This is a genomic window from Streptomyces sp. ISL-87 (assembly GCF_018614095.1).
Taxonomy (GTDB): Bacteria; Actinomycetota; Actinomycetes; order Streptomycetales; family Streptomycetaceae; genus Streptomyces.
Genome location: NZ_JAGGOY010000005.1, coordinates 34,131 through 58,911 on the forward strand (window position 1 = coordinate 34,131; position 24,781 = coordinate 58,911).

Consider the following 24,781-nt stretch of genomic DNA (forward strand, 5'->3'; position numbering starts at 1 on the left):
GCTCCAGGTAGCCGGAGAGGCTGCCTGGCAGGGCGTCGCGGTATCTGTCGAGGTCGGCGAGGAGGAACGCTCTGAGCCGGCCCGCCTCCTGGACCGCGTCGTCCACCGACCGCGCCAGGCGCAGGCAGTCCTGGACCTCGTCGGCCGGCAGTGGGGCCGTGGAGGACTGAAGGGCGCGGGCGAGCGAACGCCTGAGCACATGCAGCTCGGCGGCGCTGAACGCCATGCCGCCGCGGGATCCGTAGGGCGTGGGCATGGGCCGAAGATACGCGCTAATCGGACAAAATCCCCTGAAGGTGGGCGTTTACGGCGCGGCGGTTCCCTCCGGCGGACGGCCCACGGTCACGGCGCCTGCTTGACCGCCTCCAGGAAGTCCGCCCAGGCCGCCTGGGTGGTGGCGAGGATGAGGTGGGCCGGGTCGACCAGGTCGGCGACCCGCACCAGGGATCCGGGGGCGGCGGCGACGTACACACAGGCGTCCCCGTCACCGCAGAACGAGGACTTCTGCCAGGCGGTCCGATCGGTCATGGTCTCTCCTCCGGTCATGGGCGCGGGCGCCACTTCCCGGGGCGACGGTAACCCCGCCGCGGGCCCGATCCGGCCATTTCCCGGGAAATTTCCCGCGGCCTCCGCCGCCTACTCGACGGGGAAGGTGTACGCGATTTCGTAGCGGGCGTCGGGAACGACCAGGTCGGCCGTCTCCACGGGGCGCCCGTCGGTGTCGTAGTAGGTGCGCTCGATCTCGGTGATCAGGTCGCCGACGCTGATCCCGAGCAAATTGGCCTGTACCTGGGTGGCACGGGACGGGCGGGGCACTTCCAGCACGTTCGCGACGGTGATGCCGATGGACCGCATCCGCGCGACCACGCCCGCGCCGCGCAGTTCACCGACCTCCGGCAGCACGACGGGGGTGTTCTCGGTGATGGCCAACGGCTCCCAGGACTCGGAGAGTTCGACGGGACTGCCGTCGGCCATGAACTCGTAGCGGGTCATGACGCAGAGGTCGCCGGGAGCGATCGCGAGGCGGGCGGCGACGCGCTCCGGGGCGGGGACGCGGGCGGCGGTCTTGGAGTCCCAGGTCCCGGCGAGTCCGTGCACGGCGGCCTCGGTGCGGAAGGGGCTGCCCGCGCGGGGGTCGCTGCGGCGGGTGCGGAGCATGCGCATGCGGCGGCGCGGGGTGCGGACGTAGGTGCCGGAGCCGGCCCGGCCTTCGAGGAAGCCCTCGATGATCAGGCGTTCCATCGCCCGCTGGGTGACGCTCTGTCCCACGGCGTACTCGCGCGCGAAGCGGGCCCGGGAGGGGAGCTTGTCGCCGACCGCCCACTCCCCCGCTTCGACGCGGGCCCGGATCGACTCGAACACCTGCAAGTACGGGGATTCACGGGGCATTTGGGCCGTCCTGTACACGTCCGTCCTACCTTGGCCGACGTTGACAAAGCTAACCCATCAGGTTGAGGCTGATTATTCAGCATTACGACGGGTGACTGTCTGCTCGCCCTGAGGGGGACTCATGTGTTACGCCGAGACACAAGCAGCGGCCCTGGCCGCCCTGCTCAGCGCCGCACTCGGGGCCGAGCCCCGCCTGGAGGCGGCCGCCGGGCGCATCCGGATCGAGGTGGACCTCCCCGAGGAACTGGCCCCGGGGGCGCACGCGGCGATCCTGAACGCCCTCTCCGCGGGGGCCCGGTACGGCCACGAGCGGAATCGACACCGTCTGGGTCGAGATCGACGTCGACGTCGAGACCGGCGTCGACCATCTGAATGAGGTGGAGTGAGTGATCACAGCAGGTCCGCCGCCGACCCCCACCCCCGGCAAGCCGCCCGTATGAGACGTGCGAGACGCATGAGACGTGTGAGGCGTGTGAGGCGTACGACCCGCACGACCGGTCCGGCCCCCGCCCCGCACTGTGTTCGCACAGGGGACCGGGGGCCGTCTGTCACTCGAAGTTGGGCGCGTTGCGCTCGTAGACCAGCCGCAGGCCGATCAGCGTCAGCCAGGGCTCGTGGTCGTCGATGACCGAGCACTCGCCGAGGACCATCGGGGCCAGGCCGCCGGTGGCGATGACACGGACGTCGTCCGGGTCGCCGTTCGGGCCCGCGAGCTCCTTGGCCATTCGGGTGACGACCCCGTCGACCTGGCCCGCGAAGCCGTAGACCACGCCCGACTGCATCGCCTCGACCGTGGACTTGCCGATCACGTTGCGCGGACGGGCCAGCTCGATCTTGCGGAGCTGGGCGCCCCGTACGCCGAGGGCCTCCATGGAGATCTCGATGCCCGGGGAGATCACCCCGCCCACGTACTCGCCCTTGACCGAGACCGCGTCGAAGGTGGTCGCCGTACCGAAGTCGACGACGATCGCCGGACCCCCGTACAGCTCGACGGCCGCGACCGCGTTGATGATGCGGTCCGCGCCGACCTCCTTCGGGTTGTCCATGAGGATCGGGACACCCGTCTTGATGCCGGGCTCCACGAGCACCGCGGGGACGTCGCCGTAGTAGCGGCGGGTGACCTCGCGGAGCTCGTGCAGCACCGACGGCACCGTGGAGCAGATCGCGATGCCGTGGATGCCGTCGCCCAGCTCGCTGCCGAGCATCGGGTGCATGCCCATCAGGCCCTGCATCAGGACGGCCATCTCGTCGGCCGTCCGGCGCGGGTCGGTCGAGATGCGCCAGTGCTCGACGATCTCGTCACCGTCGAACAGGCCCAGGACCGTCTGGGTGTTGCCCACGTCGATGGTGAGCAGCATCGGCTACACCGCCTCGCGCAGGTCGAGGCCGATGTCCAGGATCGGGGAGGAGTGGGTGAGGCCGCCCACCGCGAGGTAGTCGACGCCCGTCTCCGCGTAGGCGCGGGCGTTGTGCATGGTGAGCCGGCCCGAGGACTCCAGCACCGCGCGGCCGTGGACCAGCGCGACGGCCTCCTCGGTCTCGATCGGCGTGAAGTTGTCGAGCAGGATCAGGTCGGCGCCCGCGTCCAGGGCCTCCCGGACCTGCTGGAGGGTGTCCACCTCGACCTCGATGGGCAGGTCGGGGAACTGCTCGCGCACGGCCTTGAACGCCTCGCGGACACCGCCCGCGGCGATCACGTGGTTGTCCTTGACCAGCGCCGCGTCCGACAGCGACATCCGGTGGTTGACGCCGCCGCCGCAGCGCACCGCGTACTTCTCCAGGCAGCGCAGGCCCGGCGTGGTCTTGCGGGTGTCGCGGACCTTCGCCTTGGTGCCCTCCAGCTCGTCGGCCCACTTGCGGGTCGCCGTCGCGATGCCCGACATCAGGCACAGCAGGTTCAGCGCGCTGCGCTCGCCGGTGAGCAGGTCCCGGGTACGGGCCCTCACCGACAGCAGCACCTGGCCGGGCTCGACGTGCGCGCCGTCCTCGACATGGCGCTCCACCTCGAACTCGTCCGTACAGACGACCGAGAGGACGGCCTCGGCGACCCGCAGGCCGGCCACGACGCCCGCCTCGCGGGAGGTGAAGTCGGCGACCGCGACGGCGTCCTCGGGGACGGTGGCGACGGTGGTCACGTCGACCCCGCCGTCCAGGTCCTCCGAGATCGCCATGTGGGCGATGTCCTCGACCTCGACCGGGTCCAGGCCGGCATCCGCGAGGAGCTGGGCCAGCGCCGGGTCCAGGCCGGTCTCCTCGCCCTCGCCGCAGGCGCAGTCGTCGCCGCAGCCGCCTGTGGTCTCGCCGAGAAGGGGAAGCTCGGCGTGCTCGTGCTGTTCGGGGGTGCTCACGATGACTGCTCCTGGCTCAGGGGGTGCCCTACGGACGGGAAGTCCGCGGTTTCGGTGGGGGTGACGACCAGGGCCCGCTTCTCGGTCGCGGACAGCCGGACGACGAGATGGCGGCGCCAGTCGGCGTCGTCGCGGTCGGGGTGGTCCTCGCGCCAGTGGCAGCCGCGGGTCTCCGCGCGCCGCTGGGCGGCGGCGACCAGGACCCGGGCCACGCACAGCAGGTTCGTGGCCTCCCAGGTCTCGGTGCCGGGCACGGCGGTCTTGCCCTGGGACTCCAGCTCCGTGAGGGCCGTCGCGTAGAGGCCTTCGAGGGCCTCGGCCGCCGTACGCAGGGACTCGGCGGAGCGGAGCACGCCCGCGCCGTCGGTCATGATGCGCTGGATCTCGTACCGCGCCTCGGCGGGCTGGAGCGGGCCGGTGGCGGGGACCGGGATGCCCGGGCCGCTGCCGGCGGGCGGGTCGGTGATGATGTCGTCGGCGATGCGCTCGGCGAAGACCAGGCCCTCCAGCAGGGAGTTGGAGGCGAGCCGGTTCGCGCCGTGCACCCCGGTGCAGGCGACCTCGCCGCACGCGTACAGGCCGGGGACGGTGGTGCGGCCGTGCAGGTCGGTGCGTACACCGCCGGACGCGTAGTGCGCGGCGGGCGCGACCGGGATGGGCTCGGTCACCGGGTCGATGCCGTGCGAGCGGCAGGCGGCGAGGATGGTCGGGAAGCGCTGCTCCCACATCTGCGCGCCGAAGTGCCGGGCGTCCAGGTACATGTGCTGGGTGCCCTGCTCCTGCATCCGGCGCATGATGCCCTTGGCGACGATGTCGCGCGGGGCCAGCTCGGCGAGTTCGTGCTGGCCCACCATGAAGCGGACCCCGTCCGCGTCCACGAGGTACGCGCCTTCGCCGCGGACCGCCTCCGACACCAGCGGCTGCTGCCCTTCGGCGTCGGGGCCGAGGAACAGCACCGTCGGGTGGAACTGGACGAATTCGAGGTCGGAGACCTCGGCGCCGGCGCGCAGGGCGAGGGCCACGCCGTCACCGGTGGACACCGACGGGTTGGTGGTGGCGGAGAAGACCTGGCCCATGCCGCCGGTCGCCAGGATCACGGCGGGCGCGTGGACGGCGCCCACGCCGTCGTGCTGGCCCTCGCCCATGACGTGCAGGGTGACACCGGCGGTGCGGCCCCGCGCGTCCTGGAGGAGGTCGAGCACGAGCGCGTTCTCGACGGTCCGGATGCCCGCTTCCTGGACGGCCTCGACGAGCGCCCGGGAGATCTCGGCGCCGGTGGCGTCGCCGCCCGCGTGCGCGATCCGGCGGCGGTGGTGGCCGCCCTCGCGGGTCAGCTCTATCTCGCCGGTCTCGGCGGAGGTGTCGAAGACCGCGCCGGTCGCGATGAGCCGGCGTACGGCGTCCGGCCCCTCGGTGACCAGCAGCCGGACGGCGGCCGCGTCGCACAGGCCCGCGCCCGCGACCAGGGTGTCGTCCAGGTGCTGCTCGGGGGTGTCGCCGTCGCCGAGGGCGGCGGCGATGCCGCCCTGGGCCCAGCGGGTCGAGCCGTCGTCGAGGCGGGCCTTGGTGACCACGACCGTACGACGGCCCGCGGCGGCGCAGCGCAGTGCGGCGGTCAGGCCCGCGACGCCGGAGCCGACGACCACGACGTCGGCGTCGACGGCCCAGCCGGGGGCGGGGGCGTGCAGCCGTATGCCGGTGCCTACGGCGCCTGTGCCGGTGCCGGTGCCTGGGGTGCTCACGTGTGTGCTCCGAACTCCAATGGGATGTTGTCGATCAGCCGGGTCGAGCCGACCTTCGCGGCCACGGCCAGCACGGCCCGTCCGGTAAAGTCGGGGCCGGCGTCGGTGAAGTCCTGTGGGTCAACCAGCGCGAGGTAGTCCAGTTCGAGGGGCGGCTCGAAGCGGCCCGCCTCGTCCAGGACGTGCCGCGCGGCGGCCCGTACGGCGTCCGGCAGGCCGGAGTTCGCGGCGGACACCGCGTGCGCGTCGGCGGAGGCCCGGATCTCGCCGAGCCGGGCCAGGGCGGTGGCCCGCTCGTCGCTGGCCGGGGAGGCCTCGGCGCGGGCGCGCAGCGCGGCCTGCGCGGCGAGCCGGTCGCGGCCGGCGAACAGGGCGCGCGACAGCGCCAGGGCGGTACGGCGCTCTGCGGCGGAGAGGTAGCGGTTGCGGGACGACAGCGCCAGCCCGTCCTCCTCGCGGACCGTCGGTACGCCGACCACCTCGACGGGGAAGTTCAGGTCGGTCACCATCCGCCGGATCAAGGCCAGTTGCTGCGCGTCCTTCTGGCCGAAGAGGGCCAGATCGGGGCGGGTGAGGTGGAGCAGCTTGCCGACGACGGTCAGCATCCCGTCGAAGTGGCCGGGGCGGGTGGCGCCTTCGAGGCGCGTGCCCATGGGGCCGGCGGAGATCCGCACCTGCGGGTCGCCGCCCGGGTAGACCTCGTCGACGGCGGGGGCGAACACGGCGTCCGCCCCGGCCTCCTCGGCGATGCGGAGGTCGGAGTCGAGGGTCCGGGGGTAGCGGTCGAGGTCCTCGTTCGCGCCGAACTGCAGCGGGTTGACGAAGACGGTGACCACGACCTGCCCCTGGGCGCCGGCCTTTGCGCGCGCGGTGCGGATGAGGGTGGCATGGCCCTCGTGGAGGGCGCCCATGGTCATGACGACGGCGCGGCGGCCGCTGTCGGCCCGCCGGAGCTTGTGGAGCTCCTCGGCGGTGTTGATCAGCAGCAGGTTGTCGGTCATCGGGCGTTGCCCTCCGGGTCGGCGCCGTCCGCGAGTACCCCGAGCAGGTCCTCGGCGAGTTCGGGCTTGAGCAGACCGTGCGCCAGGGCGCGGTCCGCGGTGGTCCGGGCCATCGCCAGATAGCCGGCGACGGTGCTGGGGGCGTGCTTGCGCAGCTCCGAGACGTGCGCGGCGACCGTGCCGGCGTCGCCGCGGGCCACCGGGCCGGTGAGGGCGGCGTCGCCGGAGCGCAGGGCGTTGTCCAGGGCCGCGCCGAGCAGCGGGCCCAGCATCCGGTCGGGGTGCTCGACCCCGGCCGTACGCAGCAGCTCCATCGACTGGGCGACCAGGGTGACCAGGTGGTTCGCGCCGAGGGCGAGAGCCGCGTGGTAGAGCGGACGGGACTCCTCCGCGATCCACTCGGGCTCCCCGCCCATCTCGATGACCAGGGCCTCGGCGGCGAGCCGCAGCTCGTCGGGGGCGGTGACACCGAAGGAGCAGCCGGCCAGGCGCTGGACGTCGACCATGGTCCCGGTGAAGGTCATCGCCGGGTGCAGGGCCAGCGGCAGCGCGCCCGCCCGGCGCGCCGGGTCCAGCACGGCGGTCCCGTACCGCCCGGAGCTGTGCACGAGGAGCTGCCCCGGCCGGATCGCGCCGGTTTCGGCGAGGCCCTCGACCAGGGAGGGCAGCGCGTCGTCGGGGACGGTGAGCAGGACGAGCTCGGCGCGCTCCAGGACCTGCGCGGGCGGTACGACCGGTACGCCGGGCAGCAGCTCGGCGGCGCGCCGCCGGGACGCGTCGGACACGCCGGACACGGCGACGGGCCGGTGCCCGGCTTGCTGGAGGGCGCAGGCCAGCGCGGGGCCGACACGGCCGGCCCCGACGACGCCGACGGTGAGCCGGGCAGGTCGGGCGGACGGATCCCGGGGCTCCGTCTGATGGGGTGCGTTCACGCGGGGAATGCCTTCCGTTCCAGTCCGCGGGGGGTACCGGACGATACGCCGCCATGCTAGCTCCTGGGCGTGTTGGCCGGTCGGCGATGATCGGGGCATGACGGATGACCTGGAGCGGAAGAAGCGGCTGGTGGCGGCGTGGCGGGCGGCCGACAGGGTGCTGGCCCGGAGCCTGCTGGAGCCGACGGTGGGGGAGCTGCTCGCGGAGCTGACGGTGCCGGACACGTACGAGCCGGCCGATGTGTACGGGGACGGGGTCGTGGGCCGCCTGGAGCAGCGGGTTGCGGAGCTGCTGGGGATGGAGGACGCGGCGTTCTTCCCGACCGGGACGATGGCGCAGCAGATCGCGCTGCGGTGCTGGGCGGGCCGGACGGGGAACCCGGTGGTGGCGATGCACCCGATGAGCCATCCCGAGCGGTGGGAGGGGGACGCGGTGTCCCTGGTCTCCGGCCTGCGCACGGTGCACCCGACGACGGAGCCGCGTCAGCCGACGGCGCAGGAGGTACGGGACCTCGCGGAGCCCTTCGGCACGCTGATGCTGGAGCTGCCGCTGCGGGACGCGGGATTCCTGCTGCCGTCGTGGGAGGAGCTGGAGGAGCTGGTGGACGCGGCCCGGGAACGGGACGCGGTGGTCCACTTCGACGGGGCGCGGCTGTGGGAGTCCACGGTCCACCTGGGCCGCCCGCTGGCGGAGATCGCGGGGCTGGCGGACTCGGTCTACGTCTCCCTCTACAAGTCGCTGGGCGGCCTGAGCGGGGCGGTCCTGGCCGGTTCGTCGCCCCTGGTGGAGGAGGCGAAGGTCTGGCGGCACCGCTACGGCGGCCAGATCTTCCGGCAGTTCCCGCAGGCCCTGTCCGCCCTGTCCGGCCTGGAGCGCCGGCTGCCGCGCCTCCCGGTGTACGTGGAGCACGCGCGAGTGGTCGCGGCCGCCCTGGGCCCGGCCTTCGCGTCGGCCTGTGTCCCCTGGTTCCGCATCAACCCGGAGGTGCCGCACACGCACCAGTTCCAGGTATGGCTCCCGTACAACCCGGACCGCCTGACGGACGCGGCCCTGCGCCAGGCGGAGGAAACGGGCACGGTCCTGTTCCGCCGCTGGCACGCGCAGGGCCCGCCGGGCCTGTCGATGACGGAACTGGAGATCGGCGAACCGGGCCTGTCATGGACCCCGTCCGACGTGGCAGCGGCGGTAACGGCCTTCACGTCCCGTCTGTAGCCGGCCCGAAACGGCCGGGCGCGCCCGCGGGCGGGGCCTGGGTGCGCCTCTCCCCGACCCCCGTGCGGGGAGAGGCACGGACCCGGTTCAGCACGCGTGCGGGCGGTGCGGCCGGTGCAGGAGGCGGCGTAGGGCGGCGCGCCAGGGGTGGCGGGCCGGGCGGCCTTCCAGGACGGCCTGGAACTGCACGTAGGAGCGGGCCCCGCGCAGGACGGCCACATCGTCGCGGCCCGGGGGCGGGGGCATCGGGGCGTTCTGCTGGGAGGCGCGGTAGGTGTCGATGAGGTACTGCTCGATCGCGGTCATGCCTCCACCCTCACCCCGTCGGCCGCACCCCGCCCGACGATTGACTGTCCCCGTCAATCGACCCCCACCCGGCCCACCGGCCCACCCCCGGCCCTACGAAGATCGCCCGCCCCGGGCAACCCACCGCCGGGCACGGCCGGGGCGGCCGGGGCACCCGGGCACGGCCGGGGCAGGTCGGGGCACGGGCACGGCCAGGCCGGGGCACCCGGGCACGGCCAGGGCGGCCGGGGGCGGTGCACCCGTTTGGGCGGGGGCGGCGGGGGCGGGTCGGGTCACGTACCGCGCGGCCAGCGCACGGGCAGAATGGGGCGATGAGCGTCACCATCGACATCGCCGGGCTCCCCACCGAGCGGATCAGCTTCGCACCCTCCCCGCTCGCCGAGCTCTGCATGGCGCTGCACGCGCTCTCGCAGCCCGCCCATCACCCCGGGCTCGCCTCCTGGACCAACGCCACCGCCGCCGCGCTCGACCCCGGCCTCGCGGACCGGCTGCTGGAGGGCGACTTCATGTGGCGGAGCTCCTTCTCCGACATCTTCATGCCCTTCGCCGGCATCCCCGGCGGGACCGGGCTCCCCGCCCCCGTGCTGACCGAGGAGCTCGACGCGCTCGACCGGATGGACGACGAGCGGTTCGTGATGGCCGCCCTGGAGCACTGCTGGCTCGCCCTGTACAACGAGGGCGGCGGCCCCTCCCCGCTCAAGGACCCGGCCGCGCGGGCCAAGGCGCTGGAGACGGCCGCCGCCCGCGGACCCCGGCAACTCGACTTCTCCATCCGGCTGCTGGACGACACCGCCGGGGTCAGGGTGTGGCTGCGGCGGCTGCTGGAGGACTGCGACGAGGCCTTCTTCCACGAGACGTGGAAGAGGATCGGGCCCCAGCAGGCCGCCGACGCCCGCCACAAGACCGAGGTGCTGCGCCACAAGGGGCTGCCGGCCGTGCTCAAGGAGGTGTCGTCCGCCCTGAGCGTGGACGAGGGCCTCCGTACGATCACCGCCGACAAGATGGTCAACGGTTCCGCCACCGCGACCGACCCCCGGATCGGCCCCGGGCTGGTCTTCATACCCACCCACTTCGGCTGGCCGCACCTGCTCGTCCTGCACGCCCCCGGCTGGCGCCCGGTGGTCCACTATCCGCTCGGCTCCCCCGAACTGGCCTCCGCGCCCGGCTCGGTGGAACTGCTCCAGCGGCGGATGGAGGCCCTGGCCCACCCCATGCGGATGAGCCTGTGCCGGAGCCTGGCCCGGGCCCCGTACACCACGAGCGAACTGGCCACGGTGTACGGCATAACCGCGCCGGAGGTGTCCCGGCATCTGGCCGTCCTGAAGAAGGCCGGGCTCCTGCATACGCGGCGCCAAGGGCGGTACGTCCAGCATCAGTTGGATCTGACCGCGGTGGCACGCATCGGCTCGGACTTCATCGAGGGCATCCTCCGCTGACCGGGGCCGCGTCCGGGCCCGCGTCAGGGGCCGCGGCTGCGTCCGCGTCCGGCCCGGACACTGGCCGGATCCAAACGGCGCAGATTCACCGATATACGGAATTCATAAACCGGAATCAGTGAAAACTCTGGCGAGGACCCTCAGTTGCTGCCTAACGTGCGTCCACCACTCCCCCACGCAGTGCGCTCCTCCCTCCCGCATGTCTTCTTGCACCTGCCGTGAAAGGAACTCCATGCCCTCACGCCGTATAGCCGCAGCAACCGCCGCCCTGGCCGCCGCGGCCCTCGTCTCCCCGCTCCTGCTCGCCGGCCCCGCCGGTGCCACCAGCCCGCAGAGCGACGCCGCCAGGGGCGACGCGCTGGCGAAGAAGCTGGTCAAGGAGGCGACCGGCAAGGGCGCCAACAGCCACCTCAAGGTGTTCCAGTCCATCGCCGACTACAACAACGGCACCCGCGTCGCCGGCTCCAAGGGCCACGTGCAGTCCGCGCAGTACGTCGAGGCCGTGATGCGGGCGGCCGGATACGAGGTCACGAAGAACGAGTTCGACTTCGTGTACGTCGAGACGATCTCCGAAAAGCTCAAGGTGAACGGCGCGGCCGGACGTGACGTCCCGATCAAGCTGATGACGTACACCGCGAGCGGTCCGGAGGAGGGCATCACGGCGCAGGTCGCCGTAGCCCCGGTCGACGCGGACGGTACGAACGGCTGCGAGCCCGGCGACTTCGCGGCCGGCGCCTTCACCGGCAAGATCGCGCTGGTCAAGCGCGGCGGCTGCACCTTCGCGGTCAAGCAGCAGAACGCGGCGGCGGCCGGCGCGGCCGGCGCGGTCATCTACAACAACACCGCGGGCGCCCTGAACGGCACCCTGGGCGACGCGGACGCGGGCAAGGTCCCCACCGGCGGCGTCACCCAGGCGGAGGGCGAGAAGCTCGCCGCCGAGGCGGCGGCAGGCCCGGTCGAGGTCACCCTCGACATCCGCGAGTTCCGCGAGAACCGCAAGACGTACAACGTCATCGCGGAGACGCGGGGCGGCGACGAGGACGACACCGTCTTCCTCGGCGCGCACCTCGACTCGGTCGCGGCGGGCCCCGGCATCAACGACAACGGCTCCGGCTCGGCCGGCATCCTCCAGGTCGCGCAGCGCCTCGCGAGCAGCCAGAACAAGATCAAGAACAAGGTCAAGTTCGCCTGGTGGTCGGCGGAGGAGTTCGGCCTGCTCGGCTCCGAGGCGTACGTCGGCGGGCTGACGGACGCCCAGAAGAAGCAGATCAAGCTCTACCTGAACTTCGACATGATCGCCTCGCCGAACGCCGCGTACTTCGTCTACGACGGCGACAACTCGGACGGCGTCGGCGCGGGCCCGGGCCCGGAGGGGTCGGCGCAACTGGAGAAGGGCATCACCGACTTCCTCGACTCCAAGAACATCCCGCACGAGGGCTCGGACTTCACGGGCCGGTCGGACTACGGCCCGTTCATCGAGGCGGGCATCGCCTCCGGCGGTACGGACACGGGCGCCGAAGGCATCAAGACGGAGGCCCAGGCGGCGAAGTTCGGCGGCCAGGCGGGTGTCGCGTACGACGTGAACTACCACGGCAAGGGCGACACGATCGCGAACATCGACCAGAAGGCGCTGGACATCAACGTCGACGTGATCGCGAACGCGGTGGGCCACTACGCGTTCGACCTGGCCCCGCTGTCGCAGCCGGTCGTCTCGAAGCCGACCGACGGCGGGACGGGCAGCGGCGGCGGCCTGCGCGAGGGCCACGACCACGACGCGACGGAGTAACCGGGCCGGCCGGCCGCCGCCGCGCGGGGCCGACCGGGGCTCCGGCTCCGCACGCCTCGCACACCCGACGGGCTGGATGGTGCCGCACAGCGGCATAGCCAGCCCGTCCGGCGTTTCAGGACCGGGTCCGGGCAGAGCGCTGGGGGTCCCCCGGACGGAGTCTGGGGGAGAACGGAGAAAGGGCGAGGCGGGGAGAATGCCCGCACAGCGGCACCCACACGCCACCCGGCCAGGCAGCCACACGCCACCCCGGCCAGGCACTCACACGCCACCCCGGCCAGGCACTCACACGCCACCCCGGCCAGGCCCCCACACGTTCACCCCGGCCAGGCAGCCACGCCACCCACCGGCTGCACCAGCCACAGGAAGTCCCCCAGCCCGCCCCGCGCGGTGAGCTCCGCCGCCTCCCCGGCCGAGGCCAGCGCCCGTACGTACGCCACCGGATCCGCCGAGGCGAGGGCCAGCGGGGGCCGCGCCCCCGACACCCCGAGCGCGGACAACGCCTCGCGCTGCGTCAGCAGCACCGCCCCCGCCCCAGCGGCCCCCGCACACGCGTCCAGCGCCACATGTGCCGTGACATCGCAACTGCCGTCCGGCACCGGCGGCACCTCCCGCCCCCCGCGGAAACCGGTGAGGGTCCCGTACGGGGGCCGCGTGTCCCGGGTGTGGGCGTAGTCCACCGCCACCGCCAGCCCCCGGTCGAGGGTCGCGACGGCGCCCGCCCACGCCGCGTCCCGCGTCCGCCCGATCTCGGCCCGGCCGCCGCCCGCCCCGGGCCACCACCGCTCCAGCCAGGCCCGGTCCTCGCCGGCCACGGGCCCGCCCGCACTCTCCGTACCGTCGCGCGCGACCAGGACGTACCGGCCGTCCTGCGCCACCTCCAGCGGTACGTTGTCCAGCCACTCGTTCGCGAACAGCAGCCCCGTAGTCCCTTCTGGCGGCTCCGGCACCCACCGAATCCGCGGATCCAGCCCCTCCGGCGCCGCCGCCCGCTCCACGGCGTACGGCCGCACCCGCGCCACCACGTCCTCGGGCAGCGCGGCCAGCACCCCGGCCAGCAGCTCCCCCCGCCCGGCCCCCATGTCCACCAGGTCCAGCCCCTCCGGGTGCCCGAGCTGCTCGTCCACCCGGCGCAGGAGCCGCGCCACGGCCCCCGCGTACAGACCCGAGGCGTGCACGGAGGTACGGAAATGCCCGGCGGGGCCCGGCCCGCCGGGGCGGACGTAGAAGCCGCCGGGGCCGTAGAGCGCCGCCTCCATCGCAGTCCGCCACGGAACCGGATCCACACCTTCACCCTGAACGCTCATCCCCCGAAGGCTAAGCTCACCCTCCACCTTGCGGAGTACTCCCCCATCACACGGATCGCACCTGTGGTTGACTCCAGCACCTATCCGCTTTGCCTACTCTGGGTTACGTGCAGCGCCTCTACGACTTCCTCCGCCGACACCCGACGGGCGTCGACAGCTTCTGGGCTGTCCTCCTGTTCGGGATCGCGATGCTGGAAGTCGCCAGCAGCGAGTTCGACAGCACCGCCACACGGCTGCTCGCCGTCCCCACGGTGACCGCGCTGTGCACCGTCGTGGGCCTGCGCCGCAAGTGGCCGACGCAGATGTTCTGGCTGGCCGTCGCCGCCGGCGTCTACCAGCTGCTGACCGGCACCGACGCGAACACCGCCGACTTCGCCATGCTGGTCATCCTCTTCACCGTCGCGGCCGCCGACGTCTCGCGCCGGCTCTCCCGCGCGGCCCTCGCCATCGGCCTGGCCGCCGCGCCCCTCTACGCCCTGCGCTTCCACGTGGACAAGGGCACCCCCACCGACAACCTCTTCTTCACGCTCTTCGCCATCGTCCCCTTCGCCCTCGCCTGGGTGATGGGCGACTCCCTGCGCACCCGCCGGGCCTACTACGCCCAGCTCGTGGAGCGGAACCAGCGCCTGGAGAAGGAGCGCGAGGCCCAGGCCAAGGTGGCCGTGGCCGCCGAGCGCGCCCGGATCGCCCGCGAGCTCCACGATGTCGTCGCGCACAACGTCTCGGTGATGGTGGTCCAGGCGGACGGCGCCGCCTACGTCATGGACGTGGCACCGGAACAGGCCAAGGAAGCCCTCCAGACCATCTCCGGCACCGGGCGCCAGGCGCTGGCCGAGATGCGGCGCCTGCTGGGCGTCCTGCGCACCGGCGAGCCGCAGGAGTCCGAGGACTACGTACCGCAGCCGGACGTCGAGCAGATCGAGGTCCTGGTCGAGCAGGTACGGGCGGCCGGGCTCGCGGTGGACTTCGAGGTCGAGGGCGCACCGCGCCGACTGCCCAGCGGTCTCGAGCTGACCGCGTACCGGATCGTGCAGGAGGCGCTGACGAACACGCGCAAGCACGGGGGCCCGGACGCGACGGCGAGCGTCCGGCTGGTCTACTTCGACGACGGACTCGGCCTGCTGGTCGAGGACAACGGCCGGGGCGCCGCCCACGAGCTGTACGAGGACGGCGGCGCGGACGGCGCCGGGCACGGGCTGATCGGCATGCGGGAACGCATCGGTATGGTCGGGGGCACCCTGGACGCGGGCCCGCGCCCGGGCGGCGGCTTCCGGATCAGCGCCCTGCTCCCGCTCAAGAAGAGGTGAAGGTAACCGATGTCCATCCGAGTGATGCTGGTCGACGACCAGGTGCTGCTCCGCACCGGCTTCCGGATGGTGCTCGCCGCCCAGCCGGACATGGAGGTCGTCGCCGAGGCCGGTGACGGCCTGGAGGCGCTGGAGGTGCTGCGGGCCACGAAGGTGGACGTGGTGCTGATGGACGTGCGCATGCCGAAGCTCGACGGGGTCGAGGCGACCCGGCGCATCTGTGAGCCGGAGGAGCACCCGAAGGTCATCATCCTGACCACCTTCGACCTGGACGAGTACGCCTTCTCGGGCCTGAAGGCGGGCGCGAGCGGCTTCATGCTCAAGGACGTCCCGCCTGCGGAGCTGCTGGCCGCGATCCGCTCGGTGCACAGCGGTGACGCGGTGGTCGCCCCGTCGACGACCCGGCGGCTGCTGGACCGTTTCGCCCCGATGCTGCCCACGACCACGGCCGAGCCGCGGAACAAGGAGATCGAGCGGCTGACGGAGCGCGAGCGCGAGGTCATGCTGCTTGTCGCCCAGGGCCTTTCGAACGGGGAGATCGCGGCCCGCCTGGTTCTCTCGGAGGCCACGGTGAAGACGCACGTCGGCCGGATCCTGACGAAGCTGGGCCTGCGCGACCGCGTCCAGGTCGTGGTCCTCGCCTACGAGTCGGGCCTGGTCCGCGCAGGCGGCGCCTCGTAGCGTAGAAACAGCACGTGAGATCCATACGTAGGGCGCTCGGGGCGGCCGCGCTGGCCCTGGCGGCCCTGTTCGTGACGGCCTGCCAGGCCGCTCCGCCGACGCCCACCGAGACGCACACCTACTCGGTGTGGGACTGGAACGTGGCCGGCAGCGCCCTGCACCACGGCCGGACCGACACCGGGCTGATCGACGAGGTCATCGCCTCCATCACGGCCCGGCAGCCCGACTTCATGTCGTTCAACGAGATCTGCCAGGGCCAGTACGAGGCGATCCGCGACCGGCTCGCCGCGAGCGGGCACTGGGCGCGGGCCGACGACCACGCCCGCTTCGCCGTGACCCGTGGGGCCGGCACCGGCATCTGCCAGGGCAAGTCCTTCGGGAACGCGCTGATCAGCAGCCACGACCTGGGCGAGTCCACGGAGTACCCGCTTCCGCCGGACTTCACCCAGGCCGACAAGGCCAAGGCGGAGGCGTCCGGCCGGGGCGTGGAGAACCGCAAGATGCTGTGCGCGCCGCTGAAGGACCAGCCGCGGATGAAGTTCTGCACGCTGCACATCACCGGGACGAACCGCTCGCTGCCGGACCCGGGCAAGGGCGGCGCCCCGAGGAAGGTCAACGGGCAGCAACTGCACGAGGTGGGCCGGATCCTCGACTCGTTCGCCGCGGCCAAGGAGGCGTACCTCGTGGCGGGCGACTTCAACGCCCAGCCGGACCTCAAGAAATACGTGCGGCTGGCTCCCCTGATGGCCAAGCACACGGAGCTCGACGGCGACGACGCCGAACACTGCCCGGGCTACGGCGAGTGGACGGCGCTGCCCCCGCGCGAGGTCTCGGGGTCCCCGGCCTGCGGGCCCCACGCGAAGATCGACCTGATCCTCGCCCGGGGCAAGCTGGCCAAGGGCACCTACGCGGCGGACGCGTGGAACATCCCGTCCGACTGCAAGGCCGTCACCCCGGACCACCAGCTCCACGAGCCGGTGATCCGGGTCAACTGCTCCGACCACCGGGTGATCACGGGGCGCGCCACGATTCAGGTGCCGACGGGCGGCTGAGCCGTCGGGCCGGGTCGGCGTCGGGCCGGGTCCGCGTCGGGCCGGCTCCGCGTCGGGCCGGGTCCGCGTCGGGCCGGCTCCGCGTCGGGCCGGCTCAGCGTCGGGCCGGGTCCGCGTCGGGCCGGGTCGGCTCAGATCACGTCATCCAGCGGTCGGGCCGGGCCGCGGCGCGCGAGGTGCGCGAGCGGGCCGCCTGCGCGTGCAGGAGCTCGCCCGCCTCGGCCGTCGCCCGGAGGCGGGCCGTGACCGTGCCGTTCGCGCCGGTGTCCACACAGAGGTCGGCGACCCCGCGGGCGCGCTCCCAGGGGCCCTGTGTGAGGCGGACGCTCTGCACCTTGGCGTGCGGGACGATCTCCGTACGGCGGCACAGGAGGCCGTGCCGGGCGGCGAACACGTCCGCCGAGACGGCCATGGCGTAGCCCTTCCACCACACCGGGACCACCCACCGCGCGCCCCGGGGGGCCGGGGTGAAGTCCAGGGCCGCCAGGTCCACACCGGGCAGGACGCGGGCGATCACGGCGTACGCCGCGTCCCGCGCGGCCACCGGGACCAGGACCCCGTTCTTCGAGCCCGCCACCGCCAGCTCCACCCGGACCCAGTCCCGCCGCCGCCACAGCAGCGGCTCCACGATCCGTACGCTCTGCACCCGCCCCGGCGGCACCGTCTCGTGGGCCCGGTCCAGCAGTCCGTGGTCCAGTCGCAGCCCGTCCGGCGACTCGGCGACCGTCCAGTCGTACTCGGTGAGGAAGCGGCCCCCGGTGCCCGACCAGACCCCGCCGAGGATCGGCAGCAGGATGGCGAGGGTCGCCCAGGGGCTCTCGCTGAACCACCACACGGCCACGGGGGCGGCCAGCCCGCCGGCCAGCGCTGCCCAGGCGGCCAGGGTGAGCACCAGCGACATCACCAGGTCGCGCGGCCGCAGCCGCAGCAGCTCCCGCTCCGGGGCCTCGCCGACCGCAACCGCCTCCGCCGGGGTGAAGCCCGCCGCCCTGGCCAGCAGCTCGGCGCGCAGCGCCACGGCCTCCTTCTCGCCGAGGAACGCCAGTTCGTCCTTGTCCTCGGTGCCGATCACGTCGAGCCGCAGTTTCGCGACCCCGGCCAGCCGGGCCAGCAGCGGCCGGGTGACGTCCACCGCCTGGATCCGGTCGAGCCGGATGTGCGCGGTGCGCCGGAACAGCAGCCCGGAACGGATGCGCAGCTCGGTGTCGGTCACGGAGTATTGGGTGAACCACCAGCTCAGGAACCCGTACAGGCCGAACACCACGACCAGGCCGGCCATCGCCAGTGCCCGCAGGACTGTGGACAGGTCGGCTATCCGCTCCGCGATGTTCTCGCCCTGCTGGGCGATCACGCCGACGGTCGCGGCGATCGGTACCCAGGCGCGGCGCAGCGGGGTGAGGAAGTGCAGCCTGCGCTCGGCGGCGGCCGGCCCGGGCACCACTGGCCCGGCCGCCACGCCCTCGGCGACGACTGGCCCGACCGCCACGACCTCGGCGGGGGGTACGGCCGCCACCCCCTCGGCGGACTCCCCGCTCACAGGCCCGCCGACCTTGCCTCGCCCAGCTCCGTCAGCCGGTCGCGCAGCCGCTCCGCCTCGGCCGGCGCCAGGCCCGGGATCGTCGCGTCCGTGGCCGCGGCCGCCGTGTGCAGCTGGACGGTGGCCAGCCCGAACCGCCGCTCCAGCGGGCCCGAGGTCACCTCCACCAGCTGCATCCGCCCGTACGGGACCACGGTCTCCTCCCGCCACAGCACCCCGCGGCTGATCAGCAGGTCGTCCGCGCGCTCGGCGTACCGCCAGGACCGCCAGTTCCGGCCGAGCACCACCCAGCCCCAGGCGAGCACCGCGAGCCAGAAAGCCCCGGAGGCCGCCCACACCGGGCCGGCCGTGAGCCCCGTCACGACACCCGTCACGACCGTGAGGAGGGTCATCCAGATCGCCAGCACCAGCCGCCGCAGAGCGAGCAGCGCGGCCTGGAGCCCCACCCACTCGGGCCGGCTCGTCTCACCCGTTGTCCCGGTTTCCATCCCCCCACACTAGGGGGGTGGCTTGTCGATCGGGCCGGGCTCGCGGCGCCTGGCACGCACGCTCGCCGCGTTGTCGTCGGTCGCCGACGCTCCGCGTCGACTCCCTCCTCCGCCTTGCGATCGCACGCACCAGACGCCGCTCCCTGATCCGGCCCGATCGACAAGCCACCCCCTGCGGCTGCGAGAATGCAGGCATGACGGAGACCACGGTCGGCATCGGCGGAGCGGCGGAGAGCACCGACATGGTGCTCAACATCGGACCCCAGCACCCTTCCACGCACGGCGTGCTGCGCCTGCGGCTCGTCCTGGACGGCGAGCGGATCGCCAGCGCCGAGCCGGTGGTCGGCTATATGCACCGCGGGGCCGAGAAGCTCTTCGAGGCCCGTGACTACCGGCAGATCGTGATGCTCGCGAACCGCCACGACTGGCTGTCCGCGTTCTCCAACGAGCTCGGCGTGGTCATGGCGGTCGAGCGGATGCTCGGCATGGAGGTCCCCGAGCGGGCCGTGTGGATGCGGACCCTGCTCGCCGAGCTGAACCGGGTGCTGAACCACCTGATGTTCCTCGGGTCCTACCCCCTGGAGCTGGGCGGGATCACGCCGATCTTCCACGCCTTCCGCGAGCGCGAGGAGCTCCAGGCCGTCATGGAGGAGATCTCCGGCGGCCGTATGCACTACATGTTCAACCGGGTCGGCGGCCTCAAGGAGGACCTCCCGGCCGGCTGGCTCGGCCGGGCCCGCGCCGCGATCGCCGACGTCAACACGCGCATGGACGTGTACGACAAGCTGGTCCACGGGAACGAGATCTTCCGCGGCCGCACCCGCGGGGTGGGCGTGCTGTCCGCCGAGGCGGTGCACGCGTACGGAGTCTCCGGCCCGATCGCCCGCGCCTCCGGCGTCGACTTCGACCTGCGCCGCGACGAGCCGTACCTGGCCTACGGCGAGCTCCAGGACGTCCTCAAGGTGGTCACCCGCACCGAGGGCGACTGCCTGGCCCGTTTCGAATGCCTGCTGGACCAGACCCACAACTCCCTCGACCTCGCGGTGGCCTGCCTGGACCGGATGGCCGAGCTGCCGCCCGGGCCGGTCAACCAGCGCCTGCCGAAGGTGCTGAAGGCGCCCGAGGGGGCCACGTACGCCTGGACCGAGAACCCCCTCGGCATCAACGGCTACTACCTGGTGTCCAAGGGCGAGAAGACCCCGTACCGGCTGAAGCTGCGCTCGGCCTCCTACAACAACATCCAGGCGCTGGCGGTGCTGCTGCCCGGCCAGCTGGTCGCGGACATGGTGGCGATCCTGGGCTCGCTGTTCTTCGTGGTCGGGGACATCGACAAGTAAGCGTGCGGCACGAGCCGTCCGAGGCCGGGGCGCCCTAGGGTTCGGGGATGACCACTGGCATATTCGCCGGCTATCTGCGGCGACTCGGCATCACCGAACCGGACGCCCCTTCGGCCGAGGGGCTGTTCGCGCTCCAGCGGGCGCACCTTGAGCGCGTCCCGTACGAGAACCTCGACATCCAGCTGGGGCGGCCGCCCGGCATCGACCCCGAGGTGTCGGTACGCCGGCTCGCGGCGGGGCGCGGCGGGTACTGCTACCACCTCAACGGCGCCTTCGCCCTGCTCCTGGGCGCCCTCGGATACGAGGTGACCCGGCACGTCGGCGGCGTCCACAGCGCGGCAGAGCGGGACCGGCGCGATGTCAACGGCGACCACCTCGCGCTGACCGTCCGGGTCGGCGGTCAGGCGTACTTCGTCGACGCCGGGCTGGGAGACGGGCCGCACGAGCCGCTGCCGCTGCGCGCCGGAACGTACCCCCGGGGCGGTTCCACGTACCGGATGGAGGAGTTGGCGGGGGCCGAGCCCGGCTGGACGTACATCAACGACGACGGGTCCGCCCCGGTGATGAACTTCCACTCCGCCCCGGCCGGCCCGGCCGCCGAGGCCGTGTTCGCGCGCGAGCACAGCCGGATGTCCACCGCCGAGGACTCCGGCTTCGTACGGACCTTCGCGGTGATGCGGCGCGACGCGGAGGGCATTGACGTGCTGCGGGGCCGGGTACTGAGCCGGATCGACCCGGTGAAGGGGACCGGCGAGCGGGAACTGGCCACGCCCGGGGAGTTCTTCGAGGTCCTCGAGGGCGTCTTCGGGCGCCGGCTCGACGATGTGACTCCGGCGGACCGGGCGGCGCTGTGGGCCCGGGTGGGCCGGGCGCACGAGGCGTGGCTGGCCTCCCGGACGGACTGATGTCGGTGCGGCAGGGCAGACTTGGGGGCATGTCCCACTCCCCCAGACGGGCCTGCCCCTCCTGCGGCCGCGACTGCGCCGTGACCGGCGGCCGGATCGCCCGCCACGACCCTCCCGCCGGCCGGGGGCGCGGAGACCTGGTCTCCTGCCCCGGGTCCCGGGCCCGGGTGGTGCTCGGCGCCTCGGCGCCGACGCTGGACGGCTTCGTACTGCCGCCGCATCCCGGGCAACTGCCGTTGTTCTAGCGGGCCGCAGGCGCTGCGCTAGGAGATGGCCGTGCGGAGCTGGGCCACGTCGATCGGCTCGGTCTCGTCGTGGGCCGTCAGGTCGATGACCTGGCCCACGGCGCGGTGTTCCGGGGTGGCCGGCTTGAACTCCGGCTCAGCGGGGCTCTGTGCGGACTCCGCCTTGTGGACGGCGAGGACCTCCGCGCCCACCACGTCGGCCAGGTCCTCGTTCTGGACGGCCTCGATGACCGCGCGGGCCTGCGCCGCGGTCTTGGTGCCGAAGAAGTCGAAGCCGCCCTCGACACGGGACGCCCGCCGCTGGGCGGAGTACGGGGCCACCGCCGCGGCCGGCCGGCGCGCCAGCCCCGCGGCCGCCCCGCCCGTGGCCGCCCCGCCCGCAGCCGTCGAGCCCGTGGCCGCGGCCGCCGGCGGGGCGGCGAGCGCGGGGCGGGTGTGCGACTCGACGGCGCGCGGCGCCTGCGGGTCCACCGTCGTCTTGCGGACCAGTGCCCCCAGGGCCGCGTGAGCCCGGGCATAGCCGACCGAGGTCGGGGCTCCGGCCGAGGTGCGCTCCTCGGAGACCGCCGGGAGTTCCTTCGCCGGGGCGGCCGGGGTGGCCGGGCCCGCGGAGGCCTCGATGGCCAGCAGTCGGCGGCCCTCCAGGGCGCTCGCCCGCTCGGTCTCGGCGGTCGCGTACCGGCGCAGCAGCGCGGCGTGCTCGCCGCGCAGGCCCGCCAGTTCGACCCGCTTGGCGCGCAGCTTGGCGTCGAGCCGGCCGCGCAGCACCCGGGCCTCTTCGAGGTCGGATTCGAGCTCGGCTATTCGCTCGTCCGTCCTCCACTCGTCCTTGACCCGCTCGCGCGCCATCTCGGCGACCCGGCGGCCGGCCGCCCGGTCCCAGGAGCGCATGACGACCGCGCCGGCCACGCCCGCGGCGGCCGTGACGGCCACGAGCAGCCGCAGCGGCATGGGTTCCGCCAGCAGCCAGGCCACCCCGGCACTGGTGACGGAAACACCGGCGACGACTGTCGGCGTGAGCAGTCGGTGCAGGGGTTCTGGATTGCGGTGGCGTCCACGGGGCATGGCCTGAAATTTACAGGGCGTGGACGCGGAGTGGGGTAACTGCCCGGCAATCTGTGGCCGGGCAGTTACCCGTCATTTCTCCACCAAGTGTGTGACTGCTCCTTCGTCAGTTACTTCTTCTACTTCTTCAGCAGGCCCTTGGACTCCAGGTAGGCCTTCGCGACATCCGCCGGCTTCGCGCGCTCCGCGTCCACCTTGCGGTTGAGGTCGATCAGATCGGCCGTCGTGAGGGCCTTGGTGAGCTTGTCGAGGGCGGCCGCGATCTCCGGGGCGCCCGCGTCCTTGGCATTGACGACCGGCAGTACGTTGTCGGCGTTCTGGAGCTTCTTGTCGTCCTCCAGCAGGACCAGCCCGAAGCTGTCGAGGGTGGCGTCGGTGGTCGTGGTCAGCACCAGCTGGTCCACTCCGTCCTTGACCGCCTGCTTGGACTGCGGGGTGCCGACGCCCTTGGGGTCAATACCGGAAACATCGATTCCGTATGTGGTCTTCAGCCCCGGCGCGCAGAACGGGCGGACGGCGCATTCGTCACCGGCCGCGATCTTCACCTTCAATCCGGACTTGCCGAGGTCGGAAAGCGTCTTCAGGTTGTTCTTCTGGGCGAATTCCTTGCTGACCGCGAAGGCGTTCTGGTCGACCGCCGAACCCGCCGGCAGCGCCTTCAGGCCGAGCGGGGCCGCCAGCTTGTCCAGCGCCGCCACCGTCGCCGCCACATCGCTCGACGCGACCGGCTTGTCCTGCGGCGCCTTCGGACCGTTCACCTTGGCGTTGAGGAACTCCGCGAGCGTGGCCGCGTACTCCGGGACGATGTCGATCTCGCCCTTCTCCAGGGAGGGCTCGTACAGCTCGCGGTTGTTGACCGTCGTGATCGAGGTGCCGTAGCCGGCGTCCTTGAGCACCTGCGCGTACAGCTCCGCCAGCACGTTGGACTCGGTGAAGCCGGCCGCGCCGATCACGAGCTTGCCCTTGCCGCCCTCGGCGGCCCCGGAGGAGGAGGAGCCGCCGTCCTTGGACTTCTCCAGGCTGTCGCCGCCGCACGCGGTGAGCGAAACGGTCAGGGCCACCGCACCCAGTGCCGCGCCGAAGACGCGCGTGGACTTGCTCATGGTTACTCCTTCAAGCGAGGAAAAGGCGACGAGAACAACGGAACGACAGGGGAGGCGGGCTCAGCGCGCCGCCGTCGGGCGCCGCAGCAGCAGGCGGTCGCCCGCCACCAGCACGCCCTCCACCACCAGGGCCAGCAGCGCCACCAACAGGGCGCCAGCGACGACCTGCGCGGTGTTGTACGTGTTGAAGCCGGCGGTGATGATCCGGCCCAGGCCGCCCTGGCCGACCATCGCCGCGATCGTGGCCGTGGCGATGACCTGGACCGCGCCCGAGCGCAGCCCCGTCATCACCAGACCCCGCGCGAGCGGCAGCTCGACCCGGAGGAACAGCTGCCCGCCGGACATGCCCATGCCCCGGGCCGCCTCGACCACCGAGCGGTCCACCTCGCGCATGCCCACGTACGCGTTGGTCAGCAGCGGCGGTATGGCGAACAGCACCAGCGCGACGATGGTGGGCAGATAGCCGGCGCTGCGCAGCGGCGAGACCATGAACAGCGCCAGCACCGCGAAGACGGGCACCGCCCGGCCGATGTTGGACACGTTCACGGCGAGGGCCCCGCCCTTGCCGATGTGGCCGAGCCACAGCCCGACCGGCAGCGCCACGGCGCAGGCGACCGCCAGGGCGATCCCGCTGACGTAGACGTGCTCGCCGAGCCGGTGCCAGACACCGCTCTCCCCGGACCAGTTGGCGCCGTTCGCCAGCCAGTCCCAGGCCTCGCCCAGTACGCCCATCGCCCTCAGACCCCCTTCGTCGAAGCCGAAACCGAAGCGGACTCCGAGGCCGATACCGGAGCCGAGGCGGCACGGGTCGCCCGCGTCCACGGCGTGAGCAGCCGCTCCACGCCGAGCAGCAGCAGGTCCGCCACCAGCGCGAGCAGCACGCACAGCACCGAGGCGGTGAGCACCTGGGCCTTGAAGGAGCTGTTCACTGCCGGGGCGATGAGGTTGCCGAGACCGCCCTTGCCCACGATGGAGCCGACGGTGGTCAGGGCGACCGTGGAGACGGTGGCGATCCGGACCCCGGCGAGCACCGCGGGGAGTGCCAGGGGCAGTTCGACCTGCCACAGCAGCCGCCGCGGCCCGTATCCCATCCCGCGCGCGGCTTCCCGTACCTCCTCGGGGACGGCTTCCAGGCCGGCCAGCACATTGCGGACCAGGATGGTCAGCGAATACAGCACCAGCCCGGTCACCACGAGGGACGCCGACAGGCCGAAGACCGGGAGCAGCAGGGAGAACATGGCGAGCGAGGGGATCGTGTAGAGCAGGGTGGTCAGGCCCAGCACGGGGGCCGCCCAGCGGCGGCCGCGGCGGGCCAGCAGGGCGAGCGGCACGGACAGGGCGAGGCCGATCAGCACCGACACGCCCGTGATCCACACGTGCTCGACCGTGGCATCGGTGAGCTCCTGGGAGCGGGAGGTGACGTACTCCCAGCAGATCCAGTCGTTCGCCACCAGGCAGTTCTGCCCTGCCATGTCCCTCACCCCCTCGTCACCGCACGCACAGGAGCGACCATAACCCCCGGTACCGACAATGGCCGGAATCCTTCGCAGCGGAGCAACACTCCCTTTACAAGAGGAACGTGCCGGTAGGGAAGGATGGGG

The 24,781-nt window shown here is 72.8% G+C and carries 25 protein-coding genes and 1 pseudogene; 10 read left to right on the forward strand and 16 right to left on the reverse strand.

Annotated features, from left to right (window positions below; all coding sequences use genetic code 11):
• The 3 genes and pseudogenes from J7I97_RS38020 to J7I97_RS01010 form a co-directional block, all read right to left on the reverse strand.
• Positions 1–256, reverse strand: a pseudogene (locus J7I97_RS38020) (hypothetical protein); the annotation flags it as partial.
• An 86-nt stretch (positions 257–342) separates the two neighbouring features.
• Positions 343–528: a DUF397 domain-containing protein gene (locus J7I97_RS01005; RefSeq protein WP_214930397.1), complete on the reverse strand. Its 186-nt coding sequence runs from the start codon at positions 526–528 to the stop codon at positions 343–345.
• A 108-nt stretch (positions 529–636) separates the two neighbouring features.
• Positions 637–1,389, reverse strand: coding sequence for a GntR family transcriptional regulator (locus tag J7I97_RS01010; RefSeq protein ID WP_214930398.1), 753 nt, complete (start codon positions 1,387–1,389; stop codon positions 637–639).
• 121 nt (positions 1,390–1,510) lie between these two features.
• On the opposite strand from J7I97_RS01010, the gene J7I97_RS01015 reads away from it, so the two are divergent.
• Positions 1,511–1,765: a hypothetical protein gene (locus J7I97_RS01015; RefSeq protein WP_214930399.1), complete on the forward strand. Its 255-nt coding sequence runs from the start codon at positions 1,511–1,513 to the stop codon at positions 1,763–1,765.
• A 172-nt stretch (positions 1,766–1,937) separates the two neighbouring features.
• On the opposite strand, the gene J7I97_RS01020 is transcribed toward J7I97_RS01015, so the two are convergent.
• From J7I97_RS01020 to J7I97_RS01040, 5 genes are read right to left on the reverse strand one after another with little or no spacing between them, the layout of a single operon-like run.
• The gene (locus J7I97_RS01020) at positions 1,938–2,747 is read right to left on the reverse strand and encodes a type III pantothenate kinase (protein WP_214930400.1); all 810 of its coding nucleotides are present in this window, start codon (positions 2,745–2,747) and stop codon (positions 1,938–1,940) included.
• Between the two features lie 3 nt (positions 2,748–2,750).
• Positions 2,751–3,737 carry a carboxylating nicotinate-nucleotide diphosphorylase gene (gene nadC, locus J7I97_RS01025; protein ID WP_214930401.1) on the reverse strand — a complete coding sequence of 329 codons (987 nt, stop codon included), beginning with the start codon at positions 3,735–3,737 and terminating at the stop codon, positions 2,751–2,753.
• Entirely contained in the window at positions 3,734–5,479 is a 1,746-nt protein-coding gene (locus J7I97_RS01030; RefSeq protein ID WP_214930402.1) for an L-aspartate oxidase, read from the reverse strand. Before J7I97_RS01030 ends, nadC begins: the two co-directional genes overlap by 4 nt.
• Positions 5,476–6,480, reverse strand: coding sequence for a pantoate--beta-alanine ligase (gene panC, locus J7I97_RS01035; protein WP_214930403.1), 1,005 nt, complete (start codon positions 6,478–6,480; stop codon positions 5,476–5,478). The genes J7I97_RS01030 and panC overlap by 4 nt, the downstream gene beginning before the upstream one ends.
• Positions 6,477–7,412, reverse strand: a complete 936-nt coding sequence (locus J7I97_RS01040; protein ID WP_214930404.1) for a Rossmann-like and DUF2520 domain-containing protein — start codon at positions 7,410–7,412, stop codon at positions 6,477–6,479. Before J7I97_RS01040 ends, panC begins: the two co-directional genes overlap by 4 nt.
• Before the next feature lie 97 nt (positions 7,413–7,509).
• Here J7I97_RS01040 and J7I97_RS01045 point away from each other — a divergent pair, with 97 nt between their 5' ends.
• Positions 7,510–8,625: a low specificity L-threonine aldolase gene (locus tag J7I97_RS01045; RefSeq protein WP_214930405.1), complete on the forward strand. Its 1,116-nt coding sequence runs from the start codon at positions 7,510–7,512 to the stop codon at positions 8,623–8,625.
• A gap of 87 nt (positions 8,626–8,712) precedes the next feature.
• On the opposite strand, the gene J7I97_RS01050 is transcribed toward J7I97_RS01045, so the two are convergent.
• Positions 8,713–8,931: a hypothetical protein gene (locus J7I97_RS01050; protein WP_214930406.1), complete on the reverse strand. Its 219-nt coding sequence runs from the start codon at positions 8,929–8,931 to the stop codon at positions 8,713–8,715.
• 311 nt (positions 8,932–9,242) lie between these two features.
• Between J7I97_RS01050 and J7I97_RS01055 the strand changes: the two genes are divergently transcribed.
• Together J7I97_RS01055 and J7I97_RS01060 are read left to right on the forward strand one after the other, a co-directional pair.
• The gene (locus J7I97_RS01055; RefSeq protein ID WP_214930407.1) at positions 9,243–10,367 is read left to right on the forward strand and encodes a DUF5937 family protein; all 1,125 of its coding nucleotides are present in this window, start codon (positions 9,243–9,245) and stop codon (positions 10,365–10,367) included.
• A 232-nt stretch (positions 10,368–10,599) separates the two neighbouring features.
• Positions 10,600–12,153, forward strand: a complete 1,554-nt coding sequence (locus J7I97_RS01060; RefSeq protein ID WP_214930408.1) for a M28 family metallopeptidase — start codon at positions 10,600–10,602, stop codon at positions 12,151–12,153.
• Positions 12,154–12,470: 317 nt separating this feature from the next.
• Here J7I97_RS01060 and J7I97_RS01065 read toward each other — a convergent pair whose 3' ends face one another.
• The gene (locus tag J7I97_RS01065; RefSeq protein ID WP_214930409.1) at positions 12,471–13,460 is read right to left on the reverse strand and encodes an SAM-dependent methyltransferase; all 990 of its coding nucleotides are present in this window, start codon (positions 13,458–13,460) and stop codon (positions 12,471–12,473) included.
• Positions 13,461–13,567: 107 nt separating this feature from the next.
• On the opposite strand from J7I97_RS01065, the gene J7I97_RS01070 reads away from it, so the two are divergent.
• From J7I97_RS01070 to J7I97_RS01080, 3 genes are read left to right on the forward strand one after another with little or no spacing between them, the layout of a single operon-like run.
• Positions 13,568–14,767: a sensor histidine kinase gene (locus tag J7I97_RS01070; protein ID WP_214930410.1), complete on the forward strand. Its 1,200-nt coding sequence runs from the start codon at positions 13,568–13,570 to the stop codon at positions 14,765–14,767.
• 9 nt (positions 14,768–14,776) lie between these two features.
• Positions 14,777–15,448 carry a response regulator transcription factor gene (locus J7I97_RS01075; protein ID WP_214930411.1) on the forward strand — a complete coding sequence of 224 codons (672 nt, stop codon included), beginning with the start codon at positions 14,777–14,779 and terminating at the stop codon, positions 15,446–15,448.
• Between the two features lie 14 nt (positions 15,449–15,462).
• Entirely contained in the window at positions 15,463–16,500 is a 1,038-nt protein-coding gene (locus J7I97_RS01080; RefSeq protein WP_308364451.1) for an endonuclease/exonuclease/phosphatase family protein, read from the forward strand.
• A gap of 136 nt (positions 16,501–16,636) precedes the next feature.
• On the opposite strand, the gene J7I97_RS01085 is transcribed toward J7I97_RS01080, so the two are convergent.
• Positions 16,637–17,956, reverse strand: a complete 1,320-nt coding sequence (locus J7I97_RS01085) for a PH domain-containing protein (protein ID WP_308369192.1) — start codon at positions 17,954–17,956, stop codon at positions 16,637–16,639.
• Positions 17,957–18,033: 77 nt separating this feature from the next.
• Entirely contained in the window at positions 18,034–18,525 is a 492-nt protein-coding gene (locus J7I97_RS01090; protein ID WP_214930412.1) for a PH domain-containing protein, read from the reverse strand.
• 194 nt (positions 18,526–18,719) lie between these two features.
• Between J7I97_RS01090 and J7I97_RS01095 the strand changes: the two genes are divergently transcribed.
• From J7I97_RS01095 to J7I97_RS01105, 3 genes are read left to right on the forward strand one after another with little or no spacing between them, the layout of a single operon-like run.
• Positions 18,720–19,862 (forward strand): NADH-quinone oxidoreductase subunit D, encoded by a 1,143-nt coding sequence (locus J7I97_RS01095; protein ID WP_214930413.1) that lies wholly within the window; start codon positions 18,720–18,722, stop codon positions 19,860–19,862.
• Between the two features lie 47 nt (positions 19,863–19,909).
• On the forward strand, positions 19,910–20,767 hold the full coding sequence (locus tag J7I97_RS01100; protein WP_214930414.1) for an arylamine N-acetyltransferase: 858 nt from the start codon (positions 19,910–19,912) through the stop codon (positions 20,765–20,767).
• Between the two features lie 29 nt (positions 20,768–20,796).
• The gene (locus tag J7I97_RS01105) at positions 20,797–21,012 is read left to right on the forward strand and encodes a hypothetical protein (RefSeq protein WP_214930415.1); all 216 of its coding nucleotides are present in this window, start codon (positions 20,797–20,799) and stop codon (positions 21,010–21,012) included.
• An 18-nt stretch (positions 21,013–21,030) separates the two neighbouring features.
• Here the strand turns inward: J7I97_RS01105 and J7I97_RS01110 are convergent, their stop codons facing one another.
• The 4 genes from J7I97_RS01110 to J7I97_RS01125 form a co-directional block, all read right to left on the reverse strand.
• Positions 21,031–22,077, reverse strand: coding sequence for a hypothetical protein (locus tag J7I97_RS01110; RefSeq protein WP_214930416.1), 1,047 nt, complete (start codon positions 22,075–22,077; stop codon positions 21,031–21,033).
• Between the two features lie 119 nt (positions 22,078–22,196).
• Entirely contained in the window at positions 22,197–23,180 is a 984-nt protein-coding gene (locus J7I97_RS01115) for an ABC transporter substrate-binding protein (protein WP_214930417.1), read from the reverse strand.
• Positions 23,181–23,240: 60 nt separating this feature from the next.
• A complete protein-coding gene (locus J7I97_RS01120; protein WP_214930458.1) occupies positions 23,241–23,912 on the reverse strand; it encodes an ABC transporter permease in 672 nt (223 codons plus the stop codon).
• Positions 23,913–23,917: 5 nt separating this feature from the next.
• Positions 23,918–24,652, reverse strand: coding sequence for an ABC transporter permease (locus J7I97_RS01125; RefSeq protein ID WP_214930418.1), 735 nt, complete (start codon positions 24,650–24,652; stop codon positions 23,918–23,920).
• Between the last annotated feature and the right edge of the window lie 129 nt (positions 24,653–24,781).

Coding starts and splice junctions, on each gene's coding strand:
- J7I97_RS01005 (WP_214930397.1), bottom strand. CDS start 528: ATGACCGATCGGACCGCCTGGCAGAAGTCCTCGTTCTGCGGTGACGGG.
- J7I97_RS01010 (WP_214930398.1), bottom strand. CDS start 1,389: ATGCCCCGTGAATCCCCGTACTTGCAGGTGTTCGAGTCGATCCGGGCC.
- J7I97_RS01015 (WP_214930399.1), top strand. CDS start 1,511: ATGTGTTACGCCGAGACACAAGCAGCGGCCCTGGCCGCCCTGCTCAGC.
- J7I97_RS01020 (WP_214930400.1), bottom strand. CDS start 2,747: ATGCTGCTCACCATCGACGTGGGCAACACCCAGACGGTCCTGGGCCTG.
- panC (WP_214930403.1), bottom strand. CDS start 6,480: ATGACCGACAACCTGCTGCTGATCAACACCGCCGAGGAGCTCCACAAG.
- J7I97_RS01045 (WP_214930405.1), top strand. CDS start 7,510: ATGACGGATGACCTGGAGCGGAAGAAGCGGCTGGTGGCGGCGTGGCGG.
- J7I97_RS01050 (WP_214930406.1), bottom strand. CDS start 8,931: ATGACCGCGATCGAGCAGTACCTCATCGACACCTACCGCGCCTCCCAG.
- J7I97_RS01055 (WP_214930407.1), top strand. CDS start 9,243: ATGAGCGTCACCATCGACATCGCCGGGCTCCCCACCGAGCGGATCAGC.
- J7I97_RS01060 (WP_214930408.1), top strand. CDS start 10,600: ATGCCCTCACGCCGTATAGCCGCAGCAACCGCCGCCCTGGCCGCCGCG.
- J7I97_RS01065 (WP_214930409.1), bottom strand. CDS start 13,460: ATGAGCGTTCAGGGTGAAGGTGTGGATCCGGTTCCGTGGCGGACTGCG.
- J7I97_RS01075 (WP_214930411.1), top strand. CDS start 14,777: ATGTCCATCCGAGTGATGCTGGTCGACGACCAGGTGCTGCTCCGCACC.
- J7I97_RS01090 (WP_214930412.1), bottom strand. CDS start 18,525: ATGGAAACCGGGACAACGGGTGAGACGAGCCGGCCCGAGTGGGTGGGG.
- J7I97_RS01095 (WP_214930413.1), top strand. CDS start 18,720: ATGACGGAGACCACGGTCGGCATCGGCGGAGCGGCGGAGAGCACCGAC.
- J7I97_RS01100 (WP_214930414.1), top strand. CDS start 19,910: ATGACCACTGGCATATTCGCCGGCTATCTGCGGCGACTCGGCATCACC.
- J7I97_RS01105 (WP_214930415.1), top strand. CDS start 20,797: ATGTCCCACTCCCCCAGACGGGCCTGCCCCTCCTGCGGCCGCGACTGC.
- J7I97_RS01110 (WP_214930416.1), bottom strand. CDS start 22,077: ATGCCCCGTGGACGCCACCGCAATCCAGAACCCCTGCACCGACTGCTC.
- J7I97_RS01115 (WP_214930417.1), bottom strand. CDS start 23,180: ATGAGCAAGTCCACGCGCGTCTTCGGCGCGGCACTGGGTGCGGTGGCC.
- J7I97_RS01120 (WP_214930458.1), bottom strand. CDS start 23,912: ATGGGCGTACTGGGCGAGGCCTGGGACTGGCTGGCGAACGGCGCCAAC.
- J7I97_RS01125 (WP_214930418.1), bottom strand. CDS start 24,652: ATGGCAGGGCAGAACTGCCTGGTGGCGAACGACTGGATCTGCTGGGAG.